The organism is Deferrisoma palaeochoriense, from assembly GCF_054656955.1.
In genome coordinates this window covers 18,945-38,546 of record NZ_BAAHXI010000040.1, presented here as the reverse complement: position 1 = coordinate 38,546, position 19,602 = coordinate 18,945, and the positions used below count along the sequence as shown (strand labels likewise).

Sequence of the window (19,602 nt, the reverse complement as noted above, 5' to 3'; positions counted from 1 at the left end):
TTTCGTCGAGTAGCCGGGGTGGGCAAACGCCGGGCGGGAGGGGACCTCCCGCCCGGTTTCCCCGTCGGGAAAGGGAAACGGGGATGGAAGCGCCGGGAGGCCCCGAGGCAGCCTGTTTGCAAAGCACTGCCCGGCGGTAGGCGGGTGCTCGCGTTCGGTGGTTCCCAGTCCGTGCTTCGCGCACGGGGGGTGCCGGCCGAGTTGGGTGTTCAGGTCCCGCCGCCGGGGGTTGCGGCCCGGGGAGATCGCGGCAAACTTCGGGCTTTCGTCGGACCGCGCCGAGGCGCTGTTGGTGACCTACCGGGCCCAGGATCTGAGCACGGTAGTCCGCCCCGGCGAGCGCGTCGCGTTTGTCCCCTACGGACCATCGGGCCCCCACCGCTGCACCGTGGGCATCTACACCGCCGGGAAAACGGGACCAATCTAGGCCTGTTCCGGTGGCAGGAGGCAGAAGCTCCAGGGCCGCACGTGGCACCAGACCTCCATGCCGGGCTCCATGGGGTACTCGCGGGCGGCGCGGATGTTGAGCCACACGTCCAGGGTGATGCCCTCCACCCGGAGCCGCACGAGCCGGGAGTGGCCGAGGTCGGCCCATTCGAGGATCTCGCCGAGGAGCAGGTTTCTCTGGCGGGCGGTGTCGGGGGGCCGGTCGGGCCGCACCAGGATCACCTCCTCGGGCCGGATGCCCACCACCACCCGGGCGCCCGCCGGAAACCGGGGGTCGGGGGTGAGGAGGAGCTCCCGGGCCACCCCCTCGATCCGGAGCCGCTGGTAGCCGTCATCGCCCACGGGCCCGGCCGTGCCCGGAAACAGGTTCTGGAGCATCAGGAACCGGGCCACCCGGAGGTTGGCCGGCCGGTTGTAAAGCTCGGCCGGCCGGCCGGTCTGCTCGATGCGGCCGGCCATCAGGATGGCCATGCGGTCGGCCATGAGGAAGGCCTCCTCGGGGTCGTGGGTCACCTGGACCACGGTGACCCCGATCCGGCGCTGGAGGTCCCGGAACTCGGCCTGGAGCCGGCGGCGAAGGGGGGCGTCGAGGGCCGAGAACGGCTCGTCCAGAAAGAGCACCCGGGGCTCGGTCACGAGGGCCCGGGCCAGGGCCACCCGCTGGCGCTCCCCGCCCGAGAGGGTGCGCACGTCCCGGCGCCCCACCACCTTTCCCAGGTCCAGGAGTTCCACCCAGCGCCGGAGTTTCCGGTCGGCCTCGGGCCCGGCCCGGCCCCGGGCCCGGAGCCCGAACAGGATGTTCTCCCGGACGGTGAGGTGGGGAAAGAGGGCGAGGTCCTGGGGCACGTACGCCACGCCCCGGGCCTCGGGCGGAAGCCGGGTGACGTCCCGGCCGTCCAGGACGACCCGGCCGGCCTCGGGCCGGCGGATGCCCAGGAGGGCCTCCAGAAGCAGGGTCTTCCCGGCCCCGGAGGGGCCCAGCACGAAGAAGCTCTCCCCGGGTTCCACGGCGACGTCCACGGCCTCGAGCCGGAACCCGTCGAACCGCACGGTAAGCCCCTCGGCCCGGATCACCGCCAGCCCCCCACGACCCGGAGCACCACCAGCACCCCCAGGCTCAGGGCCGAAAGCAGGAGGATCAACGCCACGGCCCCGGTGATGTCGGCCTCGGCGAGCCGAAGGTAGATCGCCACGGGCACGGTCTCGGTCTTCCCGGGCACGGCGCCGGCCAGGGTCACGGTGGCCCCGAACTCCCCCACGGACCGGGCCCAGGCCAGGATAAAGGCGGCGAGGATGCCCCTGCGGGCCATGGGCAGGGTGACCCGGCGAAACGCGCCCCAGGCCGAGCACCCCAGGAACCGGGCCACGTGCTCGTAGCGCTCGTCCACCCCCTGGAAGGTCGCCTTGAGTACCCGCACGGCGAGCGCCGTGGCCACGGTGGCCTGGGCCAGCACGATGCCGGGCACCTCGAAGACGAAGCGAAGAAGGTGCGCCTCGATCCACTCGCCCGGTCCGGTGCGGAAGAAAAGGAGCAGGCTGACCCCCAGGGCCACGGGGGAGAGCACGACCGGGAGATCGAGAAGGAGGTCCAGAACCCCGGCCCCGGGAAACGGCCGGCGGGCCAGGAGGTACGCCGAGGGGATCGCAAGGCCCACCGCGAGGCAGGCCGACAGGGTCGACGTGCCGAGGCTCAGGACGACGGCGTGGCGGATGGCGGGCCGGCCGAGGGCGGCCAGAGTGGGCCCCAGCCCGGCGTAGCCGGCCTGGGCCCAGAGCACCGCGGCCACGAACCCGGCCGCCAGGGCCAGGGCGGCGGCCAGGACGGCCCAGAAGGCCCGGTCGGCCACCGTCACCTCCAGGAGGCGGGCAGGGGGAACTCCCCGCCCACGGGGGTGTCGGGCCGGGCGAACCGGCGGGCCTCCTCCAGGGTGGTGAGGTACCCGTGGCGCCGGAAGATCTCCCGGCCCTCGGGGCCGGTGAGGAAGCCCAGGAAGGCGAGGGCGGCCTCCCGGTTCCGCGCGAACACCGACACCGCGGCCGGGATGTACCCGATGCGAGGCACCTCCTCCGGGGGGTAGGGGATCGTCTCGATTTTGTCGGGGTTCCAGTCGTCGAACACGTCCCACCCGAGCACGGCGTCCACGAGTCCCAGGGCGAGCATCTGGGCCGTCTTGGCGCAGGACTCGGCGTAGTTGGCCACGTTTCGCCGCACGGCCTCGGCGAGCCCCTTGCGCTCCAGGACCTCCACGCCGTAGAGGCCCACGCACACGGTGTCGGGCCGGGCCATGCCGACCCGGATCCCGGGCCGGGCCAGGTCCTCGAGCGACCGGATGCCCTTGGGGTTGCCCCGGGCCACGTTGATGGCCGGCAGGAGGTACACCACCCGGACCTCGGTGGCCGGGTCCACGAGGCCCTTGCGCTTGGCCTTCTCCATGAAATCGGAGGACCCGGGGAAGTACACGTCCCCCCGCCGGGCGAGTTCCATCTGGGCCAGCACGGCCCCCGATCCCCCGAAGTGGAGGAGCACCCGGGTCCCCGTGCGGGCCTCGAACGCCCGGGCCGCCTCCTCGGTGGCCGGCTTCGAGGCCGACCCGGCGAACACCTCGATCTCCCCGGCCCGCACCGGGGCCGCGGCGAGGAGCAGGAGAACGAGGGCGAGAAGCCTACTTGCCATGGCGGTACCGAAGCACCCGGGCCTTCTCCAGGGTGACCATGCCCTCCTCCACCACCTCGTCGAGCCAGGGCAGGAGCTTCTGGAGGTTCGCCTCGGTGTCCACGATCTCCACCACGATCGGCAGGTCCTCGCTCAGCCGGAGCACCTTGGTGGTGTGGAGCCGGCTGTGGGCCCCGAACCCCATGACCCCCCGGAGCACCGTGGCCCCGGCCAGGCCCAGTTCCCGGGCCTTCAACACGATGGCTTCGTAGAGGGGCCGGCCGTCGTGGCGGTCGGCCTCGCCGATGAAGATGCGAAGGAGCATGCCGTCTTCGGGAAGCGTCATACCGGTCCTCCTCAGGCCAGGGTCAGGCCGAGCCACACCAGGGCGAAGCCGAGCAGGTTCGACCCCAGCACGTAGCCGGCGGCCAGGGCGACCTCGCCGTCCCGCAGGAGGTGCAGGGTCTCCAGGCCGAACGAACTGAAGGTGGTGAACGACCCCAGGAGCCCCACGAAGAAAAAGGTTCGGAACGCCGGGGCCCAGAGGCTCCGTTCGGCCAGGCCCCAGGCCCAGCCGATCACGAAGCAGCCGATCAGGTTCACGGCCAGGGTGCCCCAGGGGAACACCCCCGAGGCCGCCCGGGACACCCAGCCGGCTACCAGGTACCGGCCCGAGGCCCCGAGGACCGCCCCCAGGGCGACGTAGACGAGGTTCGGCATGGCGGGGTTCGCCTCCTTTCCCCATGCAACCCGGCGGAAACGGGGACTGTGGGATTTCGAGCCGGGCGGCCGAAACCCGTTGCGATCCCGCCGCCATCGCCCATCCCACCTTGTGGGAGCGGCTTCCAAGCCGCGACTCCCTTGCCCGCGAGCCTTCGGCCCGGATCGCCAAGCCGGAGCCGGCCAAGGTAGTAACCTCCCCGCTGCCGAGCTTCCTGGCCTTCCGGCCCGAAGCCCTCCGTGCCCTCCGTGGTGAAAAACGAAGATCGCCATTCCCCCCGGCACGGCGCCGGGCCATTCTGCTACAATCCGCCGGTCCCGAAAACCCCGTGAACCCTGGAGGCGACACCCATGGCCGACTCCCCCACCCCGCCCGTGCTCCGGCTCGTGCGGATGTACGTGAAGGACCTCTCGTTCGAAAACCCCGAAGCGCCCCGGATCTTCCTGGAGAAAACCTCGCCCCAGGCCGAGCTGAACCTGCAGCTTCGCAACCGCAAGATCGACGCCGACCACTGGGAGGTGGTGATCGAGCTGCACGCCACGGTGAAGTCGGGGGACAAGGTGGTGTTCATCGTGGAGGTGGAGCACGCGGGGCTTTTCCTGGTGAAGAACGTGCCCGAGGAACACCTGAAGACCGTGCTCGCGGTGGACTGCCCCACCCAGCTCTTCCCCTTCACCCGCCAGATCGTGAGCCAGACGGTGGTGGACGGCGGGTTTCCGCCGTTCCTCCTCGACCCCGTGAACTTCCTGGCCCTCTACCGCAGCACCCAAAAGCCCGCCGAGGGGCCGGAGCACTGAGCCGGTTTGGCTGGAGGGCGAGCCGCCGCAAGGGCCTGCGACGTTCCGTGGGGAGAGACGTTCGGGGAGGGGAGGGGCGCACGTCTGTCAAAGTGGCGCACGTAGCGGGATACATGGGCAGGGAAAAACCTGGAAAATTGATGATGCCATCATTAGAATGGCAGGCATGTATCTCCCCAGAACCCTCACGGCCCGATTGGAACGGCTTGTGGACACATTTCCCGTGGTGGTCGTGTCCGGCGCCCGCCAGGTGGGGAAGAGCACGTTCCTGCGCCACACGCTGGGCGGTCGGTTCGCCATGGTGGTGTTCGATCCGGTGGCCGACGTCCAAGGCGCGCGGGAAGACCCGGACCTTTTCCTCAACAGCCGGCCCCCGCCGGTGATCCTGGACGAGATCCAGTATGTTCCCCAGCTCGTCAGCGCGATCAAGCGGAGAATCGATGCGGACCGGACGCCCGGTCAGTACGTCCTGACTGGATCGCATCAGTGGGGGATTCTGCGCTCCCTCAGCGAGAGCCTTGCGGGGCGGGCTGTCTTTCTGGACTTGGAAGGGTTTTCATTGGCCGAGGCGGCGGGGCGGGGGCTCGATCCGCCCTGGCTCGGGGCGTGGCTCGCTGATCCCGAGGGCTGCCGTCGGGGGCGGTGGGAGAGACTGCCGGCCCCGTTCCCGGTGTTCGAGCAGGTATGGCGAGGGAGTTTACCGGAGGCCCGATTCCTGCCGGCCGATGTGCTCCCCGATTTCTTTAGGGCTTATCAGCGAACCTACCTGGAGCGGGACGTGCGCCTGATGGCCGACGTGTCCGACTGGTACACGTTCGGCCGTTTCGTCCGGTTGGTCGCGGCGCTCACGGGCCAAGAGGTGAATCACAGCCAACTCGGCCGGGAGCTGGGGGTAACCCCCCAAACGGCTCAGAGGTGGCTCGGCATTCTTCGGGCGACGTTCCAATGGCACGAGGTTCCCGCGTTCACGGGGAACCTGATCAAGCGGGTCAGCCGGAGGCCCAAGGGGTACATGGCGGATCCCGGGCTGGCCTGCGCGTTGCAGGCCATTGCGGCGCCCGAGGTGCTGGGCGGCCACCCTCTCTGGGGTGCCCTGTTCGAAACCGCCGTGGTGGGTGACCTTCGCAGACAGTGTGCGGCCCTGCCCGCACGTCCGAACCTCTACCACTGGAGATCCCACGGTGGGGCTGAGGTGGACCTGATCGTCGAATGGGGCGGGCGCTTCTACCCCATCGAGATCAAGGCGAAGAGCCACCCCACGGCCCGGGACGCGAGCGGGTTGCGGGCCTTTCGCGCCGCCCATCCGGGGTTGCCTGTCGCGCCCGGTCTCATCATCGCCCCGGCAGACACCGCGTATCCGGTCACCGAACAGGACCTGGTCGTCCCCTGGGACGTGGCGTGTCCCCGTCCGGCGACGTAAGGGGCGGCCCTGGGATGAGCGTTTCCCGGGGGGCGATCACGTAGGCAAGTTACCAATACCTTCAAAAGGATTGCCGGGGGCGGTCGGTGGGGCGCGGGCAAAAAAAGGAGGGGCCCGAGGGCCCCCGAGGGAGGAGTTGCCATCCGCGCTTTGTTTTCAACTGGTGTTTTCCTTTTAGCAGGTCCCGTGGCCGGGCGCAACCCCAAAACGACGTTTTTTGGGGTCGATGGCAAAATTTTTTTGTCCCCCTGGCTTTCCGCATGCTTCGGCGGGCGACGGGGATGGTCGGATAAACCCTGTTTTTGGGGCGCGGATGTTCCGAGTGTTGCGTAGGTCATACGGCGTTCGATCTCTTGTGGCGTGCTGCCGGGCGGGAGACGAGGAGCCGTGCCGGGAGGGGCGAGGGCTTGCGGAAGGGGTAGGACCGCCGCATCCGGGAAGGGGGCGGGAGGTCCGCCGCCGCGGCCCACGCGAAACCCGCGTAGCGAAAGGCAGGACCCCGGGGGGCAGAGATCGGAAGGGGCGGAAGCGGCCGAGGGGCGCGAAGGATCCCGGACGGCCGCGCGGTTCACGATTCACCACTTCACGGCTCACGGCAGTCGAGCCGCCTGGCCGCCTAGCCGCGTAGCACCCGATCGCACTCCTCGTGGTAGCGCTCCAGCCAGTCCCGCTCGGCCGGGGTGAGGAGTTCGGGCGCGATCAGCCGCTCGTCGAAGGGGATCCAGGTGAGCGGCCGGAAGCCCAGGGCCTTCCGGCCCTCGATCGTGCCCCCGGTTTCGACGACGGCGTAGAGGTTCTCGAGGCGCACCCCCCCGAACCCCGGCCGGTAGGATCCGGGCTCGATGGAGGTCACCATGCCCGGTTTGAGTGGAACCGACGAGGCGGGCCGGCGGCTCGCCGGCGCCAGGGCAAAGGGCCCCTCGTGCACCGAGAGGAACGCCCCCACCCCGTGGCCCGTGCCGTGGCCGTAGTCGAGCCCGGCCTCCCAGAGCACGGCCCGGCACACGGCGTCCACCGCGGCGCCGGGCGCCCCCTCGGGGAACACCATCCGGGCGGCCGCGATGTGGGCCCGGAGCACCAGGGTGTAGATCCGGCGCTGCTCGGGCGCGGGCGTGCCCACGGCTACGGTGCGGGTGGCGTCGGTGGTGCCGCCGTCGAGCTGCACGCCCGAGTCCACGAGGAAGAGGTCGCCGGGCCGGAGGGGGGTCTCGTCGGCGCCGGCGTAGTGGACCACGGCGGCGTGCTCCCGCGCCGCCGCGATGGTGGGAAACGAGAGGTCCCGGAACCCGGGGAGGCTCCGGTAGAGGGCCTCGAGCCGGTCCCGGAACCCGGCCTCGGTTACGGTTCGGCCGGCGTCGGTCTCGGCCCGGAGCCACGCGAGGGCCGCGGCCTTGGCCCGGCTCGCGAGCCGGCCGGCCCGCTCCATGGCCCGGAGCTCGGCCGGGGTCTTCACGGCCTTGGCCTCGGCCAGGGGCGAGGGGGCCCGCACCACCCGACACCCGGCGGCCTCGAGGGCTCGGGTGACGCCCCGGGGCACCGCGGCCGGGTCCACCGCGACACGCCCCTCCAACGCGGAGAGCGCTTCGCGAAACGCCTCGTAGGGCCGCGGCCGGAACCCGGGGAGGTCCGCGCCGAAGCCCTCGGGAAGGCGCGCCCGCGGGTTTCGGACGAAGAGCTCCATCCCGCCGGCCCCGGCGATCAGGAACCCCTCGAACACCGGGGTGTGGGGCACCTCGTCGAAGCTCCGAAGCCCCGTGACCCAGGCCACCTCCTCCCGGCTCACCGTGACCAGGGTGCCGGCCCCGGTCTTCCCGAGAAGTTCCCGCGCCCGGGCCCAACGCCCCGGGAGCGACTCGCCGGACCACTCGTGCGGGCAGGGGAAAAGGGGCGTTTCGGAGGGGGCGGGCCGACCGGTCCACAGGAGGTCCACCAGGTTCGGCTCCACGGGCACCAGTTCGGCCCCGGTCTCCTCCGCGATCCGCTCCCACGCCCGCGCCGTGTCGTCCGCCACGCACCAGGGGTCGAAGCCGAGCCGGAACCCCTCGCCCCGGGCCGCGGCGAGGTCCCGGATCGCCTGGGTGAGGGTACGGCTCCCCGGCGCGCCCACCCGCTCCAGGCCGATGCCCGTGCCCACGAGTTCCCCCTCGGCCTGAAGGTGGTACCGGCTGTCGGTGAAGAGCCGGGTCTCCCCCTCCTCCACCCCCACCAGGAGGTCCCCGGCCGAACCCGTGAACCCGCTCGCCCACTCCCGCCGCCGGCGCCACGGGGCCGGGATCTCGGAGAGGTGTTCGTCGGACGTCGGCACCAGGTAGTGGGTCAGGCCCCGCTCGGCCAGGAGCCGGCGGAGGGCCTCGAGCCGGCGGGGGATCTCAGCCACCGGAGGCCTCGCCGTCCGCCGGCACCTCGAGGGGCCGGGCCTGGAGCCGCTTGTAGTAGAAGTTCTGGCCGTAGAGCACCGCCACCGGGTTGTGGCCCGTGACCCGGTCCTTGACCACCAGGGTGGTGACCGGGGCCTCGGAGTACTTCGTGAACAGGATGTCGTGGCCCACGCACAGGCCCACGATGAGGTTGAGGTGGGTGCCCACCCGGTTCAGGAGCCGGGCCTGGGCCACGGGGTTGCAGGCCGGCTCGAAGGTGCCGGGCCGGACCTTGTTCTCCTCGGAGAGCCCGAGCTCCAGCTTGTCGATGCTCCCGGATTTGCAGCATACGCTGGCCACCTCGAACCCTTGGGCCTCGAGGATTTTGGTGAGCCGGTTTGTCTCGTCCAGGAGCCCGATGCAGGTCGCGATGCCGAGCTTCGTGTAGCCCATGAGCTTCGCGAACGCGATCGTGTCCTCCACCCGGGTCCAGCGGGCGTTCACGGCCTCGCTCTCGGGCTCGGGCTGGTAGCAGAGCCCCTCCACCACCGCGGCCACCCGGGCCATGCGGGCGTCCTCCCCGTCGCCCCGGTAGAGGTCGAACGCCTCGGCGATGACCTCGGGCGCTACGGCCGAGGGGCAGTTTCCGGGCCGAGGCGGACCCTGTTCCGGATCGCCGCTCCAGCAGTGGGTGGACCCCTGCTTGGTCCACACGGCGGAACACCGGCTGCAGGTAAACGTGGCGGGCTTGGACATGGGTTGGCTCCTCGGGAAAGCGGTCAGCGGTCTCCGGGCCGCGGTCGAATGACCGAACACGGTCGACCCGACACCGGAGTTCCCCGAAGCCTACCAACTCGCGCCCCGCGCTTCCAAGGCTTCCGTGTGCCTTCGGCCAGGCGGCGTGGCGGTTGGGCGGCTTGGCGGCTGAAAACCCTCGGGGTTCCGGCGTCGCCGCCCGGATGTTACGTCCAGGCGATGTGAGGCCCGGCAGAGGAGAGCGCGTCCAAGGCTTGCGCCCGGCCGGGCCCGTGGCAGACTCTCCGGCCGATTGCTACGTTTCCCCCAATGAAACGCCAGACAGGAGGACGAGCTATGCCCGAGTTCGGAAGTCCCTTTTCCGGCCTTGCCAACGACCGGAAGCTGACCCGGGAGGAACTCATCCGGGCCATCCGGTTCATGGTGTCGGCCGAGTACGAGGCAATCCAGCTCTACATGCAGCTCGCCGAGAGCACCGACGACGCGCTCGCCAAGGCCGTGCTCAAGGACATCGCCGACGAGGAGCGGGTCCACGCCGGCGAGTTCCTGCGCCTCCTGCACCACCTCGCCCCCGACGAGCAGACGTTCTACGAGAAAGGGGCCGAGGAGGTGGAGGAGATGATGGAGGATCTGGGGATCAAGACGTAGTTCACCCCCCCGGCACGGGGCGGGTGCGGGCTTCCGCCAGGGCTTGGAGAAGGAGGGGGTGGAGGACTGGGTTCGCGGCCACCACGTCGGCGTCGTAGGGGGTGAAGGGGCCGCCGTCGTAGCCGGTGACGACGCCCCCCGCCTCCTCCACGAGGAGGCAGCCGGCCGCCAGGTCCCAGGGTTTGAGCCCAGGCTCCCAGAACCCGTCGAACCGGCCCGCGGCCGTGTAGGCCAGGTCGAGGGCGGCCGAGCCCGTGCGCCGTACCCCCTGGGTGCGTTGGGTCAGGTGGCAGAACTCCCGGTAGTTCCTGGGGTTCTCGCCTCGGTCGTAGGGGAACCCCGTGGCCAGCAGGGCCTCGGGGAGGCGGCCGGTTTCGGACACCCGCATCGGCTCCCCGTTTCGCCGGGCGCCCCGGCCCCGCACGGCGGTAAAGAGTTCGTCGCGGAAGGGGTCGTATACGGCGCCCAGGACCACCCGGCCCCCCTCCTCCCAGGCGATGGAGGCGCAGCACACGGGGAACCCGTGGGCGTAGTTGGTGGTGCCGTCCAGGGGGTCCACGATCCAGCGGTCCCGGCCCGTCCCGGTCTCCCCCTCCTCCTCCCCGAGCACGGCCGTGCCGGGGGCCCGGCGGGCCAGGATGGCGCGGATCGCCTCCTCGCAGGCGAGGTCCACCTCGGTCACGAGGTCCACGGCGCCCTTGTGGCGCACGGCGAACCCGGAGGCCAGCTGCTCGCGCTGGATCCGGCCGGCGGCCCGGGCCGCCTCGACCGCGATGGCGCGAAGATCGGTCATGTCGTCCCTGCTGGAAGGCTGGAAAGCTGGAAGGCTAGGAGGCTGCCCCGCAAGGCTCTACGCCGTCGTTTGGGCCAAGCGTTGAGAGCGGGATCATGCGCGTTTGGGCTCCGGGGCGCAGGCCGCCTGGCCGCAGGCCCCCTCGCCGAAGAGCACCCGGCGCTCCTCGGGGGGCAGGGCGGCCCGGGCCTGGTCGCGGAACTGGTTCACCCCGGCGAAGAACTCCCGCATCATGGCCACGAGCAGATACCGGCCCTTGGGGGTGAGGGTCAGGGCCTCGGCGTCGTCCCGGTCGAAGGCCCCCGCGGCCCGGAAGAAGGCCATCTCCAGCGGGAGCCCCCGCTCCACCCCCACCCCGAACCGCTCCCGGAACGCCTTCTTGTCGAGCTTGAGCCCGAAGAGGTCCATCATGAACCGGTAGCGCATCTGCTCCTTCAGGGGGTAGCGCCGGGCCGCGGCCGCCGAGAGCCGGCCCGACGCGATGCGCTCGCCGTATTCCCGGAGGCTGAAGGTGTTCACGTAGATCGTGCCGTCGAGGTAGCTGAAGGCCCCGCTCCCCACCCCCACGTAGTCCTCGTAGTCCACGATGTACTCGTCGATCATCTGGCCCGCCCGGCGAGAGAACGTCCAGGCCGTGGCCGGCTCGAAGGCGCCGTCGAGGGCCTCGCACAGGGCCTGGTAGTAGCGGTGTTCCCGGGTGTAGCTCACCGGGCCCACGGTCTCCCGGAGTTTGCGCCGCACGGCCGGGGAACTCATGAGGGGGTAGAAGGTGGTCTGGTTCGCCCCCGAGGCGACGAGCATCTCCACGTCGCGAAGGAGCGACGCCCGGGTCTGGCTCGGGAAGTTGAAGATCATGTCCACGTTCAGGGAGTGGAACCGGCCCGCCGTGGCCTGGAGCCGCTCCAGGATCTCCCGGCCGCTCCCGTACTTGTCGTACCGGTCCATCTGCTTGAGGAGCTCGTCGTCGAAGCTCTGGACCCCCACGGAGAACCGCTGTACCCGCTCGGTGAGGGGGTCCACCACCTCGGGGATGAGGTGGTTGGGGTTCGTCTCGCACGAGACCTCCCGCACCGGAAAGAGCTTCCGGGCCAGGTCGAGGGTCTGGACGAGTTCGTCCACGAGGATCGTGGGCGTGCCGCCCCCCACGTACACCGAGGTGCACCGGTACCCAAGGTCGGCCACCCGCCGCATCTCCTCCCGGAGGCTCCGGAAGTAGGCCCGGGCCGGGTCCTCCCGGAACGGGTAGCGGTTGAACGAGCAGTAGGGGCACAGCCGCTCGCAAAACGGCACGTGGATGTACAGAAGGCACGGCCGGCCCTCCACCGGCGGCGGCAGGGTGACCCCGGGATCCACCCGGACCCGGAGCACGCGGCGGTTGATGAACCGCAGGGCGGCCGTGAGGATGCGTTCGGTCAGCAACGGTCGGCTCCGTGGATCGTTAGTGCGGGAAGGCTGGAACGCTGGAAAGCGAACCCCTTGCGCCGTGGTTCCACGCGCGGGGCGGCTCGGCGGCGGAAGCCGCTACGGATGCAACTGGAACCGCTTTCCCAGCCGTCGACGCCTCTCACCCCCGGGCCTCCAGGAGGGCGGCGCCCCAGGTGAGGCCGCCCCCGAAGGCCGTGAGGAGCACCCGGTGCCCCGGCCGGATGCGGCCGTCCCGCCAGGCCTCGTCGAGGGCGATCGGGATCGTGGCGCTCGAGATGTTCCCGTACTTCTCGATGGTGAAGACCATCTTCTCCAGGGGGAGCTTGAGCATCTGGGCCACGGCCTCCTGGATCCGGCGGTTCGCCTGGTGGGGAATGACCCAGTCCACGTCGTCCACGCCGAGGCCCTCGGCCTCGAGCACCTCCTTGGCGATGTCGGCCATGCACCGCACGGCCACCCGGAAGGTCTTCTTGCCCTCGAGTTTCAGGGTGTGGAGCTTCTTATCCACGCTCTCGTGGGAGATGGGCGTGGTGCGCGACCCGCCCCCGGGCAGCAGGAGGTCCTCGCCGTAGGCGCCCTGGGTGCGGATCTCCACACGCTTGAGGTGCAGGCCCGGGCCGTCGCGCCGGATGATCGCGGCCGCACCCCCGTCGCCCCACAGGATGCACGACGAGCGGTCGGTGTAGTCCACGGTGCGGGTCATGACCTCGGCCGAGCACAGGAGCACGTTCTGGATGCGCTCGTCGGCCGCGAGGTACGACTGCACGGTCTTGAGGCCGAACAGGAAGCCCGAGCAGGCCGCGGCCAAGTCGAAGGCCACCGCCCGGTCGGCCCCCAGCTTGTTCTGGAGCCAGCAGGCGGCCGAGGGGCACATGGTGTCGGGGGTGATGGTGGTCACCACGATGAGGTCCAGGTCCTGGGGCCCGACGCCGTCCCATTCCATGGCCCGCCGGGCGGCCTGGAGGCAGATGTCGGAGGTGGCCTCGTCGGGGGCCGCCACCCGCCGCTCCCGGATGCCGGTGCGGGTGTAGATCCACTCGTCCGAGGTGTCGACCATCTTTTCCAGGTCGCGATTGTGGAGGACCCGTTCGGGTAGGTAGGAACCCGTGGCGGCGATGACCATGGAACCCTCCTTTCCTGAAACCGGATAGCGGCGCCCCGGCGGGGGCCAAGGAGGGGCATTTTAGGTGCCCACCGCCCGGATTACCAGGCGCGGGGCGGCCCGGCCGCGTAGTGGGGCGGGAACGGGTCTGGTACAATGCGGCCGTCTTCCCGGGTGCCACCCGCTGCGGGGCGCCGGGACCGGCCGACCGGCCCCCGGGTTCCACGCAGTCCCACGAGGACCGTGGACCGCCGACCGAAGACCGCGGACCGTAGACCCTAGACCGTCTTGCCCCCGAGTAACCCCCGGCCCCGCCGGGACGTACGGGTCGCGTGCCGAACGGCACCGGCCCGGGAAAGGCGAACCGATGCTCCCACCCGAAAAGGCCAGGGCGATCCGCGACCGCATCCGGGCGAACTTCGACCGGGGGGCCGAGGGCTACGACCGGTTCGAGGCCGAGACGTCCCACTTCCAAGAGCTCACCCGGGCGCTCCTGTCCCTCGCCCCCCCCGGGGCGGTGGAGGGGGCCCGGGTGCTGGACGTGGGCTGCGGAACCGGCGCCTCCACCCGGATTCTCCGCGAGGCCGCGGGGCCCCGGGGCGCCGTGGTCGGCTGCGACCTCAGCCCGGGCATGCTCCGCGTGGCCCGGGAGCGGGTGCCGGGCGTCCGGTTCCTGGTGGCCGACGCCTGCCGGCTGGAAGCCCTCCGGGGGCCGTTTGATCTGGTGGTCTATAACGCGGTGCTCTTCATGCTCCCGGATGCCGCGGCCTCGGTCCGGGGCGCCCGGCGGCTGCTGCGGCCCGGGGGCGCCCTTTTGGCCTCGTTCCTCGAAGGGGTGTACGAGGCCGAGACCGGCCGCCCGGTGCCCGACCTGCTGGCCGAGATGGGGTACGAGCCGGGCCGCCACGCCGTGTTGGCCTGGGACCGGGTGCTCGAGGCCCTCGGGCGGGAGTTTGGGGAGATCCGCACCCGACGGCTCCGGCTGCCCTTGCCCCCGGAGCGGTTCCTGGGGTTTTATGGGCTCGAGCCCATGAGCGCGGGGCTCCTGCCGCGGCTTCCGTACCCGGAGCGGCGGCGGGCGGTGGAAGCGTTGGCGGAGCGCTGGGCCCGGAATGGGGGCGGGGCCGTGCAGGTGTGGGACCTGGTGGCGGCCGAGGCGGGCGCCGAGACGGAAGCGAGGGAGCGACGATGACGAAGGCGATCCGAACGATGATGGTTCTGGCCGTGGGGCTTTGCCTGGTGGCCGGGGTGGCCGCGGCCGAGTGCAACCCGGCCGACTACGAGCCGGTGACCCAGGCCGATCTGGTGCGGCACCGGGACGAGTACCAGGGCAAGAAGGTCCAGGTGACCGGGGTGTTCCTGTTCACGGGCAGCGATTTCTGCTACCAGATCCGGAAAACCAAGATCAACACCCGGGACTATTTCTGCTTCGCCCTCGGCACCCCGAGTCTGGTGCGGCTCTACCTCAAGAAGGACCACCCCCAGGCCGACGAACTCCTGAACCTCAAGAAGGGGGCCAAGGTCACGGCCTACGGCGTGTTCGACTACCTGGGCAACGACTACAACTACATGGTGGTGGACGGGTTCGAGGTGAAGGGCGCCCCATGAGCCGGGGCTTCACCCATTTCGACGAGTCGGGGGCGGCCCGCATGGTGGACGTGGGCGGAAAGGCCCCCACGGAGCGCCGGGCCGTGGCCGCGGCGAGCGTGTGGGTGGGACCCGAGACGTTCCGCCGCATCGTGGACCGGAGCCTGGAGAAGGGCGACGTGCTGTCGGTGGCCCGGATCGCGGGGATCCAGGCGGCCAAGCAGACCCCCTACCTGATCCCGCTTTGCCACCCCCTGGCGATCTCGTCGGTCACGATGGAGTTCGACCTCGTGGAGGAGGACCACCGGGTGGACATCCGGGCCGAGGTGAAGGTGACGGGCCGCACAGGCGTGGAGATGGAGGCCCTGACCGCGGCCAGCGTGGCCGCCCTCACGGTCTACGACATGTGCAAGGCCGTGGACAAGGGCATGGTGATCGGCGACGTGAAGCTGTTGCGCAAGGAGGGGGGGAAGAGCGGCACCTGGGTGCGCGAGGAGGCGGGCGGAGCGTAGACCGGCAGGGCGAAGACCGCTTCGATCAGAACGACCCCGACACGCTCAGCACGTGGAGCCACTCGCCCGCCCGTTGCCGGGCCTTCTGGACGGCGTAGCCGGCCTCGATGCCGTGGCCGCTCCAGCCCACCCCGGCCGAGGCGTAGTCCTTCCCGGTGTCGCCCCGCCACATCTGCCCCAGCCAGAACGTCCAGGGCGATCCCGGCCGGGTGGCCTCGGCGCCCAGGTGGAGGTCGAGGCCGCGGCTCACATCCCGGTCGAACCCCCGCACCACGTCCACCTCGAAGTTCCAGCCCCGCACGCCGGTCCAGGCGAGGCCGGCCCCCGCTCTGGGTTCCAGGAAATCGAGGGACGTGTCCACCACGTTCTCCACCGCGATCCCGATCCGCACCCCCTGGGGCCGCGCGAACAGGACCCCCACGTCGCCCGTGAACACGTCGTCCCACTCGGTCTCGCCCCGGCCCCGGCCGTGGACGTACCGGATCGTGCCGCCCCACCACTGGCCCGCCCGGCCGCCCGCGATGCCGAGGCTCAGGTCCTCCCTCTCCTCCTCGCCCTGGAGCCTCAAGTATTGGATGGCGCCGCCGAAAGGAGAGGTGGCGTTGTCGAGCACCGTGAGCCGAAGGGCGTCGAAGGCGCCCTGCCGGCGTGTCAGGTAGGCGGCACCGCCGAAGAACCCGCGCCGGATCCCGATGGCCGCCGGGTTCACCGAGGCCGCCTCCACGGGGGCGGCGAGGGCCCGGAGCGCCCCGCCCATGCCCACGGCCCGCGCGCTCAGGGCGTTGGCCAGGGGGGAGGCGGCCCAGGCGAAAAGCGGCGAGAGCACGGCGAGAACTGCCACGACGGCCGACCGAACCATGGGGGTTCTCCCTGGGTGGCGAGGTTGCTATAATCCCGGGCTTTCCGATCGGGGGATGGTACCACAACGCGGGCCCGGTGCGGCAAACCCCGGCGGCTCGCCCAACCCGTAGTCTAGGGGACACAGACGATGGACGCCGAGAAGCTGGAGTTCTTCCGGAACCTGCTGCAGGAACGGCTCGACGCCCTGTTGGGGGAGGCGCGGGCCACGATGACGGAACTCATCGAGGGCGAGGAGTCGTTTGCCGACCCCGCCGACCGGGCCACGGCCGAGTCGGATCGGGCGTTCCAGTTGCGCATCCGGGACCGCGAGCGAAAGCTCATCGCCAAGATCCAGGAGGCCCTGCAGCGGATCGACGAGGGCACCTACGGCATCTGCGAGACCTGCGGCGACGAGATCGACGAGCGCCGGCTAAAGGCCCGGCCGGTGACCACCCAGTGCATCGACTGCAAGGCCGAGGCCGAACAGCGCGAGAAGGCGGGCATGTGATCCGGCGCCTGGCCCTCCTGGGCCTTGTTCTGGTTGCGCCGGCCCTGGTCGGGTACCTGGTGCCCGGGCCGAAACTCCTCGAGCGGTGGGGGCGGGAGGCCCCGGCCCACCGGCCCGCCCTGCCGGCCGAGGTGGCATGCGGCTGGGCCGGGGGGGAGATTGCCCTGGTGGTCGGCCCAGGGGGGGAGTTGGAGGGGCGCGAGGGCTCCCTTCCGCCGGAGTTTCCCCGATCGGCCGGCATCGCCTTTCTCCTGTTCTCCGATCTGGATCCCTTCGCCTGGCGCGACGCCCTCCACCGGGCCGGGGTGGATCCGGTCCGCACCGGGTACGCCCGGTGCGACGCCTCGGCCGACGGCGTCTGCTTCACCCTGGGCGCCCGGGGGGAGGGGGAGCCGGAACTGCCCCAGGTGTGGTTCTCGCGCGAGCCCTTCCGGCCCGTGCTCGTGCGGCTTTCGGCCACGGACGAGGTGCGGGTGGGCCCGCCGGAGGCCGACGGGTGGCCGGCCGAGCTCGTTCCCCCCGACGCCGAAGCGCCGATCCGGCGTCTGGCCCCCCCGCGGCCGGCCCCCGACCGCCCCGCCCCGCCCCCGAGTTCCTTTCCGGACGACTGGCGCAAGGCGTTTTGATCCATGACCCGGTTCGCCCGAGTGGCCGTCGAACGGCCCTTGGACCGGCTCCTCCACTACCGGGTGCCCGACCACCTGGCCGAGGCGGCCCGGGTGGGGTCGCGGTGCGCCGTGCCCCTGGGCCGCACCCGGGCGGCCGGGTTCGTCGTGGGGTTCGACCCCGAACCCGAGGTGCCCCGGGTGCGCGACCTCCTGGAGGTTCTCGACCCCGAGCCGATCCTCCCGGCCGATCTTGTGGAGACGGGCCTGTGGATGGCCCGGTACTACCACCACCCCCCCGGCGAGACGTTGGCCCGGATGCTGCCGCCCCGGCTCCGGTCGCGCACCCGGCTGGGGTACCGGGCCGTGGGGGCCGGCCCCCCGGCCGGGGCGTCTTCCGCCGAACGGGCCCTGTGGGAGCGGACGGCCCGGGCGGGTACCCTTCCCCTGGCCAAACTCTCCCCGGGCGAGGCCCGGGCCGCCGCCCGGCTGTTGGCCCGGGGCGGCCTAGCCCGGCACTGGGAGGTCGAGGCGAGCGAGCCGCCCGCCGAGGAGTGGTTCCGGCTCGAGGCGGGGGCGCCCCCGGCCGAGGCGGTGGCCCCTCGCGCCCCCCGCATGGCCGAGGCCCTCGCCGCCCTGGCCGAGGGGCCGCTCCCCGGGTGGGCCCTTCGGGACCTCGGGGTGTCCCGGGACGCCCTGGCGAGGGCCTTGGGCAAGGGGTGGATCGTCCGGGAGGAGCGAAGGGGAAGGGCCGGGGAGCCGGGGTCCTGGGCCCTGGGGGAGACGGCCGGGGCGCCGGCGCCCACCCCCGAGCAGTCGGACGCGATCGCCTGGGTCCGCGGGGCCCTGGACGCCCGGGCGTTTCGGCCCCTGGTGCTCCAGGGGGTGACCGGGAGCGGCAAGACCGAGGTGTACCTGCGGGCGGCCGAGGAGGCGCTCGCCCGGGGGATGGGGGTCCTCTTCCTGGTGCCCGAGATCGGGCTCACGCCCCAGTTCCTGGGCCGGATCTGCTCGCGGTTCGCCGACCGGGTGGCGCTCTTGCACAGCGGCCTGGGGGAGGGGGAGCGGGCCCTCCAGTGGGACCGGCTTCGCCGGGGCGAGGTGCGCCTGGCTCTCGGCGCACGGTCGGCCGTGTTCGCGCCGGTGGCGGACCTCGGACTCGTGGTGGTGGACGAGGAGCACGATCCGGCCTACAAACAGGAAGACGGGCTCCGGTACCACGCGAAGCACGTGGCCCTGTACCGGGCCCGGCTGTGTGGGGCGGTGGCGATCCTCGGGTCGGCCACCCCCGACGTGGAGACCCTGTGGCAGTGCCGGGAGGGCCGGTACGCCTGGCACGGGCTGCCCCGGCGGGTGGGGGACGCCCGGGAGCCGGAGATCCGGGTGGTGGACCTGCGGCAGGAGGACCGCCGGCGCGGGCGGCGCACCCTGATCTCCGATCCCCTGGCCCGGGCGGTGGGGAGGGCCCTGGAGCGGGGGGAACAGGCCGTTCTCTTCCTGAACCGCCGGGGCTTTAGCCCGGTGCTCGCCTGCGGGGGGTGCGGGGAGCCCGTGCGGTGCACCCGGTGCGCCGTGAGCCTCACCCTGCACCGGCGGCCCGGGGGCGGGGTACTTCTTTGCCACTACTGCGGCGCCCGAAGGCCCGTGCCCGAGCTCTGCCCCGGCTGCGGGAGCCCGGGGCTTTCCCCCGTGGGGGCCGGCACCCAGCGGGTGGTGGAGGCCGCCCAGGCCCGCTGGCCGGGGGCACGGGTGGGGCGGTTCGACCGGGACGCGGTGCGCGCCGACGGCGGCCGGGGGCTGCTCGAGGCCTTCCGCCGGGGCGACCTCGACATCCTGGTGGGAACCCAGATGCTCGCGAAGGGGCACCATTTCCCGCGGCTCACCGTGGTGGGGGTGGTGGACGCCGACGTGGGGCTCCATTTCCCCGATTTCCGGGCCGGCGAGCGGACGTTCCAGCTCCTCGTGCAGGTGGTGGGGCGCGCCGGCCGGGAGGACCGGCCCGGGACCGCGTTTCTCCAGACCCGAAGCCCCGACCACCCCGTGTTCCGGGCGGTGGCCACCGGGGACCGGGAGGGGTTTCTGGAATCCGAACTGGAGGCCCGCCGCATCGCCGGGTACCCTCCGTTTCGGCGGCTCGCCCTGGTGGGGGTGTCGGCGCCCGGGGAGGAAACTGCGGGGGCCGCGGCCCAGGCCATCGCCCGGGCGGCCCGGGAGGGGGGGCGGCGTTGGGGGGTGGAGGTGCTGGGCCCCGCCCCGGCGCCCCTGGAGCGGCTCCGGGGCCGGTGGCGGTTTCAGGTGCTCCTGCGGGCGCCGGGCCCCGATCCCCGGCCGCTCACGGCGCTCCTGGCCCGGCTCCGGGCCGACGGCCTTCCCGAGGGGGGAGACGTGCGGGTCACCCTCGACATGGACCCCGTGTCCATGCTGTGATTCC

The 19,602-nt window shown here is 71.9% G+C and carries 21 protein-coding genes; 10 read left to right on the top strand and 11 right to left on the bottom strand.

From position 1 onward, the window contains the following. The first annotated feature begins 205 nt into the window (after positions 1-205). Positions 206-427 carry a hypothetical protein gene (locus ACYQ8L_RS11900; RefSeq protein ID WP_459942022.1) on the top strand — a complete coding sequence of 74 codons (222 nt, stop codon included), beginning with the start codon at positions 206-208 and terminating at the stop codon, positions 425-427. On the opposite strand, the gene ACYQ8L_RS11895 is transcribed toward ACYQ8L_RS11900, so the two are convergent. Genes ACYQ8L_RS11895 through crcB form a run of 5 tightly spaced genes read right to left on the bottom strand, consistent with a single transcriptional unit; the run spans position 424 to position 3,820 of the window. Then, positions 424-1,521, bottom strand: coding sequence for an ABC transporter ATP-binding protein (locus tag ACYQ8L_RS11895; RefSeq protein WP_459942021.1), 1,098 nt, complete (start codon positions 1,519-1,521; stop codon positions 424-426). The two genes, ACYQ8L_RS11900 and ACYQ8L_RS11895, sit on opposite strands and share 4 nt — an antisense overlap. Beyond that, the gene (locus tag ACYQ8L_RS11890; RefSeq protein WP_459942020.1) at positions 1,518-2,294 is read right to left on the bottom strand and encodes an ABC transporter permease; all 777 of its coding nucleotides are present in this window, start codon (positions 2,292-2,294) and stop codon (positions 1,518-1,520) included. Before ACYQ8L_RS11890 ends, ACYQ8L_RS11895 begins: the two co-directional genes overlap by 4 nt. A gap of 2 nt (positions 2,295-2,296) precedes the next feature. Next, the gene (gene modA, locus ACYQ8L_RS11885) at positions 2,297-3,121 is read right to left on the bottom strand and encodes a molybdate ABC transporter substrate-binding protein (RefSeq protein ID WP_459942019.1); all 825 of its coding nucleotides are present in this window, start codon (positions 3,119-3,121) and stop codon (positions 2,297-2,299) included. Further along, positions 3,111-3,446, bottom strand: a complete 336-nt coding sequence (locus ACYQ8L_RS11880) for a DUF190 domain-containing protein (protein ID WP_459942018.1) — start codon at positions 3,444-3,446, stop codon at positions 3,111-3,113. The genes modA and ACYQ8L_RS11880 overlap by 11 nt, the downstream gene beginning before the upstream one ends. 11 nt (positions 3,447-3,457) lie before the next feature. Further along, positions 3,458-3,820, bottom strand: a complete 363-nt coding sequence (gene crcB / locus ACYQ8L_RS11875; RefSeq protein WP_459942017.1) for a fluoride efflux transporter CrcB — start codon at positions 3,818-3,820, stop codon at positions 3,458-3,460. Positions 3,821-4,171: 351 nt separating this feature from the next. Here crcB and secB point away from each other — a divergent pair, with 351 nt between their 5' ends. Together secB and ACYQ8L_RS11865 are read left to right on the top strand one after the other, a co-directional pair. Beyond that, positions 4,172-4,618 carry a protein-export chaperone SecB gene (gene secB, locus ACYQ8L_RS11870; RefSeq protein WP_459942016.1) on the top strand — a complete coding sequence of 149 codons (447 nt, stop codon included), beginning with the start codon at positions 4,172-4,174 and terminating at the stop codon, positions 4,616-4,618. 166 nt (positions 4,619-4,784) lie between these two features. Then, entirely contained in the window at positions 4,785-6,038 is a 1,254-nt protein-coding gene (locus ACYQ8L_RS11865; protein ID WP_459942015.1) for an ATP-binding protein, read from the top strand. 616 nt (positions 6,039-6,654) lie between these two features. Here the strand turns inward: ACYQ8L_RS11865 and ACYQ8L_RS11860 are convergent. Together ACYQ8L_RS11860 and ACYQ8L_RS11855 are read right to left on the bottom strand one after the other, a co-directional pair. Continuing rightward, positions 6,655-8,415 carry a M24 family metallopeptidase gene (locus ACYQ8L_RS11860; RefSeq protein ID WP_459942014.1) on the bottom strand — a complete coding sequence of 587 codons (1,761 nt, stop codon included), beginning with the start codon at positions 8,413-8,415 and terminating at the stop codon, positions 6,655-6,657. Continuing rightward, the gene (locus tag ACYQ8L_RS11855; protein ID WP_459942013.1) at positions 8,408-9,151 is read right to left on the bottom strand and encodes a DUF1847 domain-containing protein; all 744 of its coding nucleotides are present in this window, start codon (positions 9,149-9,151) and stop codon (positions 8,408-8,410) included. Before ACYQ8L_RS11855 ends, ACYQ8L_RS11860 begins: the two co-directional genes overlap by 8 nt. Before the next feature lie 336 nt (positions 9,152-9,487). On the opposite strand from ACYQ8L_RS11855, the gene ACYQ8L_RS11850 reads away from it, so the two are divergent. Further along, positions 9,488-9,799 (top strand): ferritin family protein, encoded by a 312-nt coding sequence (locus ACYQ8L_RS11850; protein WP_459942012.1) that lies wholly within the window; start codon positions 9,488-9,490, stop codon positions 9,797-9,799. 1 nt (position 9,800) lies between these two features. Here the strand turns inward: ACYQ8L_RS11850 and ACYQ8L_RS11845 are convergent, their stop codons facing one another. From ACYQ8L_RS11845 to ACYQ8L_RS11835, 3 genes are all read right to left on the bottom strand, one after another. Next, positions 9,801-10,592 carry an inositol monophosphatase family protein gene (locus tag ACYQ8L_RS11845; protein ID WP_459942011.1) on the bottom strand — a complete coding sequence of 264 codons (792 nt, stop codon included), beginning with the start codon at positions 10,590-10,592 and terminating at the stop codon, positions 9,801-9,803. 93 nt (positions 10,593-10,685) lie between these two features. Next, positions 10,686-12,011: a coproporphyrinogen III oxidase family protein gene (locus ACYQ8L_RS11840; protein ID WP_459942010.1), complete on the bottom strand. Its 1,326-nt coding sequence runs from the start codon at positions 12,009-12,011 to the stop codon at positions 10,686-10,688. Between the two features lie 145 nt (positions 12,012-12,156). After that, complete coding sequence (locus ACYQ8L_RS11835) at positions 12,157-13,140, bottom strand: beta-ketoacyl-ACP synthase III (protein WP_459942009.1); 984 nt, start codon at positions 13,138-13,140, stop codon at positions 12,157-12,159. Between the two features lie 346 nt (positions 13,141-13,486). Here ACYQ8L_RS11835 and ACYQ8L_RS11830 point away from each other — a divergent pair, with 346 nt between their 5' ends. From ACYQ8L_RS11830 to moaC, 3 genes are read left to right on the top strand one after another with little or no spacing between them, the layout of a single operon-like run. Beyond that, entirely contained in the window at positions 13,487-14,311 is an 825-nt protein-coding gene (locus ACYQ8L_RS11830) for a class I SAM-dependent methyltransferase (RefSeq protein ID WP_459942008.1), read from the top strand. Next, the gene (locus ACYQ8L_RS11825) at positions 14,308-14,727 is read left to right on the top strand and encodes a hypothetical protein (RefSeq protein WP_459942007.1); all 420 of its coding nucleotides are present in this window, start codon (positions 14,308-14,310) and stop codon (positions 14,725-14,727) included. Before ACYQ8L_RS11830 ends, ACYQ8L_RS11825 begins: the two co-directional genes overlap by 4 nt. Further along, positions 14,724-15,218 (top strand): cyclic pyranopterin monophosphate synthase MoaC, encoded by a 495-nt coding sequence (gene moaC / locus ACYQ8L_RS11820; protein ID WP_459942006.1) that lies wholly within the window; start codon positions 14,724-14,726, stop codon positions 15,216-15,218. Before ACYQ8L_RS11825 ends, moaC begins: the two co-directional genes overlap by 4 nt. Before the next feature lie 25 nt (positions 15,219-15,243). Here moaC and ACYQ8L_RS11815 read toward each other — a convergent pair whose 3' ends face one another. Then, on the bottom strand, positions 15,244-16,077 hold the full coding sequence (locus tag ACYQ8L_RS11815; protein WP_459942005.1) for a hypothetical protein: 834 nt from the start codon (positions 16,075-16,077) through the stop codon (positions 15,244-15,246). A gap of 129 nt (positions 16,078-16,206) precedes the next feature. Between ACYQ8L_RS11815 and dksA the strand changes: the two genes are divergently transcribed. Genes dksA through priA form a run of 3 tightly spaced genes read left to right on the top strand, consistent with a single transcriptional unit; the run spans position 16,207 to position 19,598 of the window. Continuing rightward, positions 16,207-16,566 carry an RNA polymerase-binding protein DksA gene (gene dksA, locus ACYQ8L_RS11810; protein ID WP_459942004.1) on the top strand — a complete coding sequence of 120 codons (360 nt, stop codon included), beginning with the start codon at positions 16,207-16,209 and terminating at the stop codon, positions 16,564-16,566. Continuing rightward, positions 16,563-17,192, top strand: a complete 630-nt coding sequence (locus tag ACYQ8L_RS11805) for a hypothetical protein (protein ID WP_459942003.1) — start codon at positions 16,563-16,565, stop codon at positions 17,190-17,192. The genes dksA and ACYQ8L_RS11805 overlap by 4 nt, the downstream gene beginning before the upstream one ends. A 3-nt stretch (positions 17,193-17,195) precedes the next feature. Further along, positions 17,196-19,598 carry a replication restart helicase PriA gene (gene priA / locus ACYQ8L_RS11800; protein ID WP_459942002.1) on the top strand — a complete coding sequence of 801 codons (2,403 nt, stop codon included), beginning with the start codon at positions 17,196-17,198 and terminating at the stop codon, positions 19,596-19,598. Positions 19,599-19,602 lie beyond the last annotated feature (4 nt).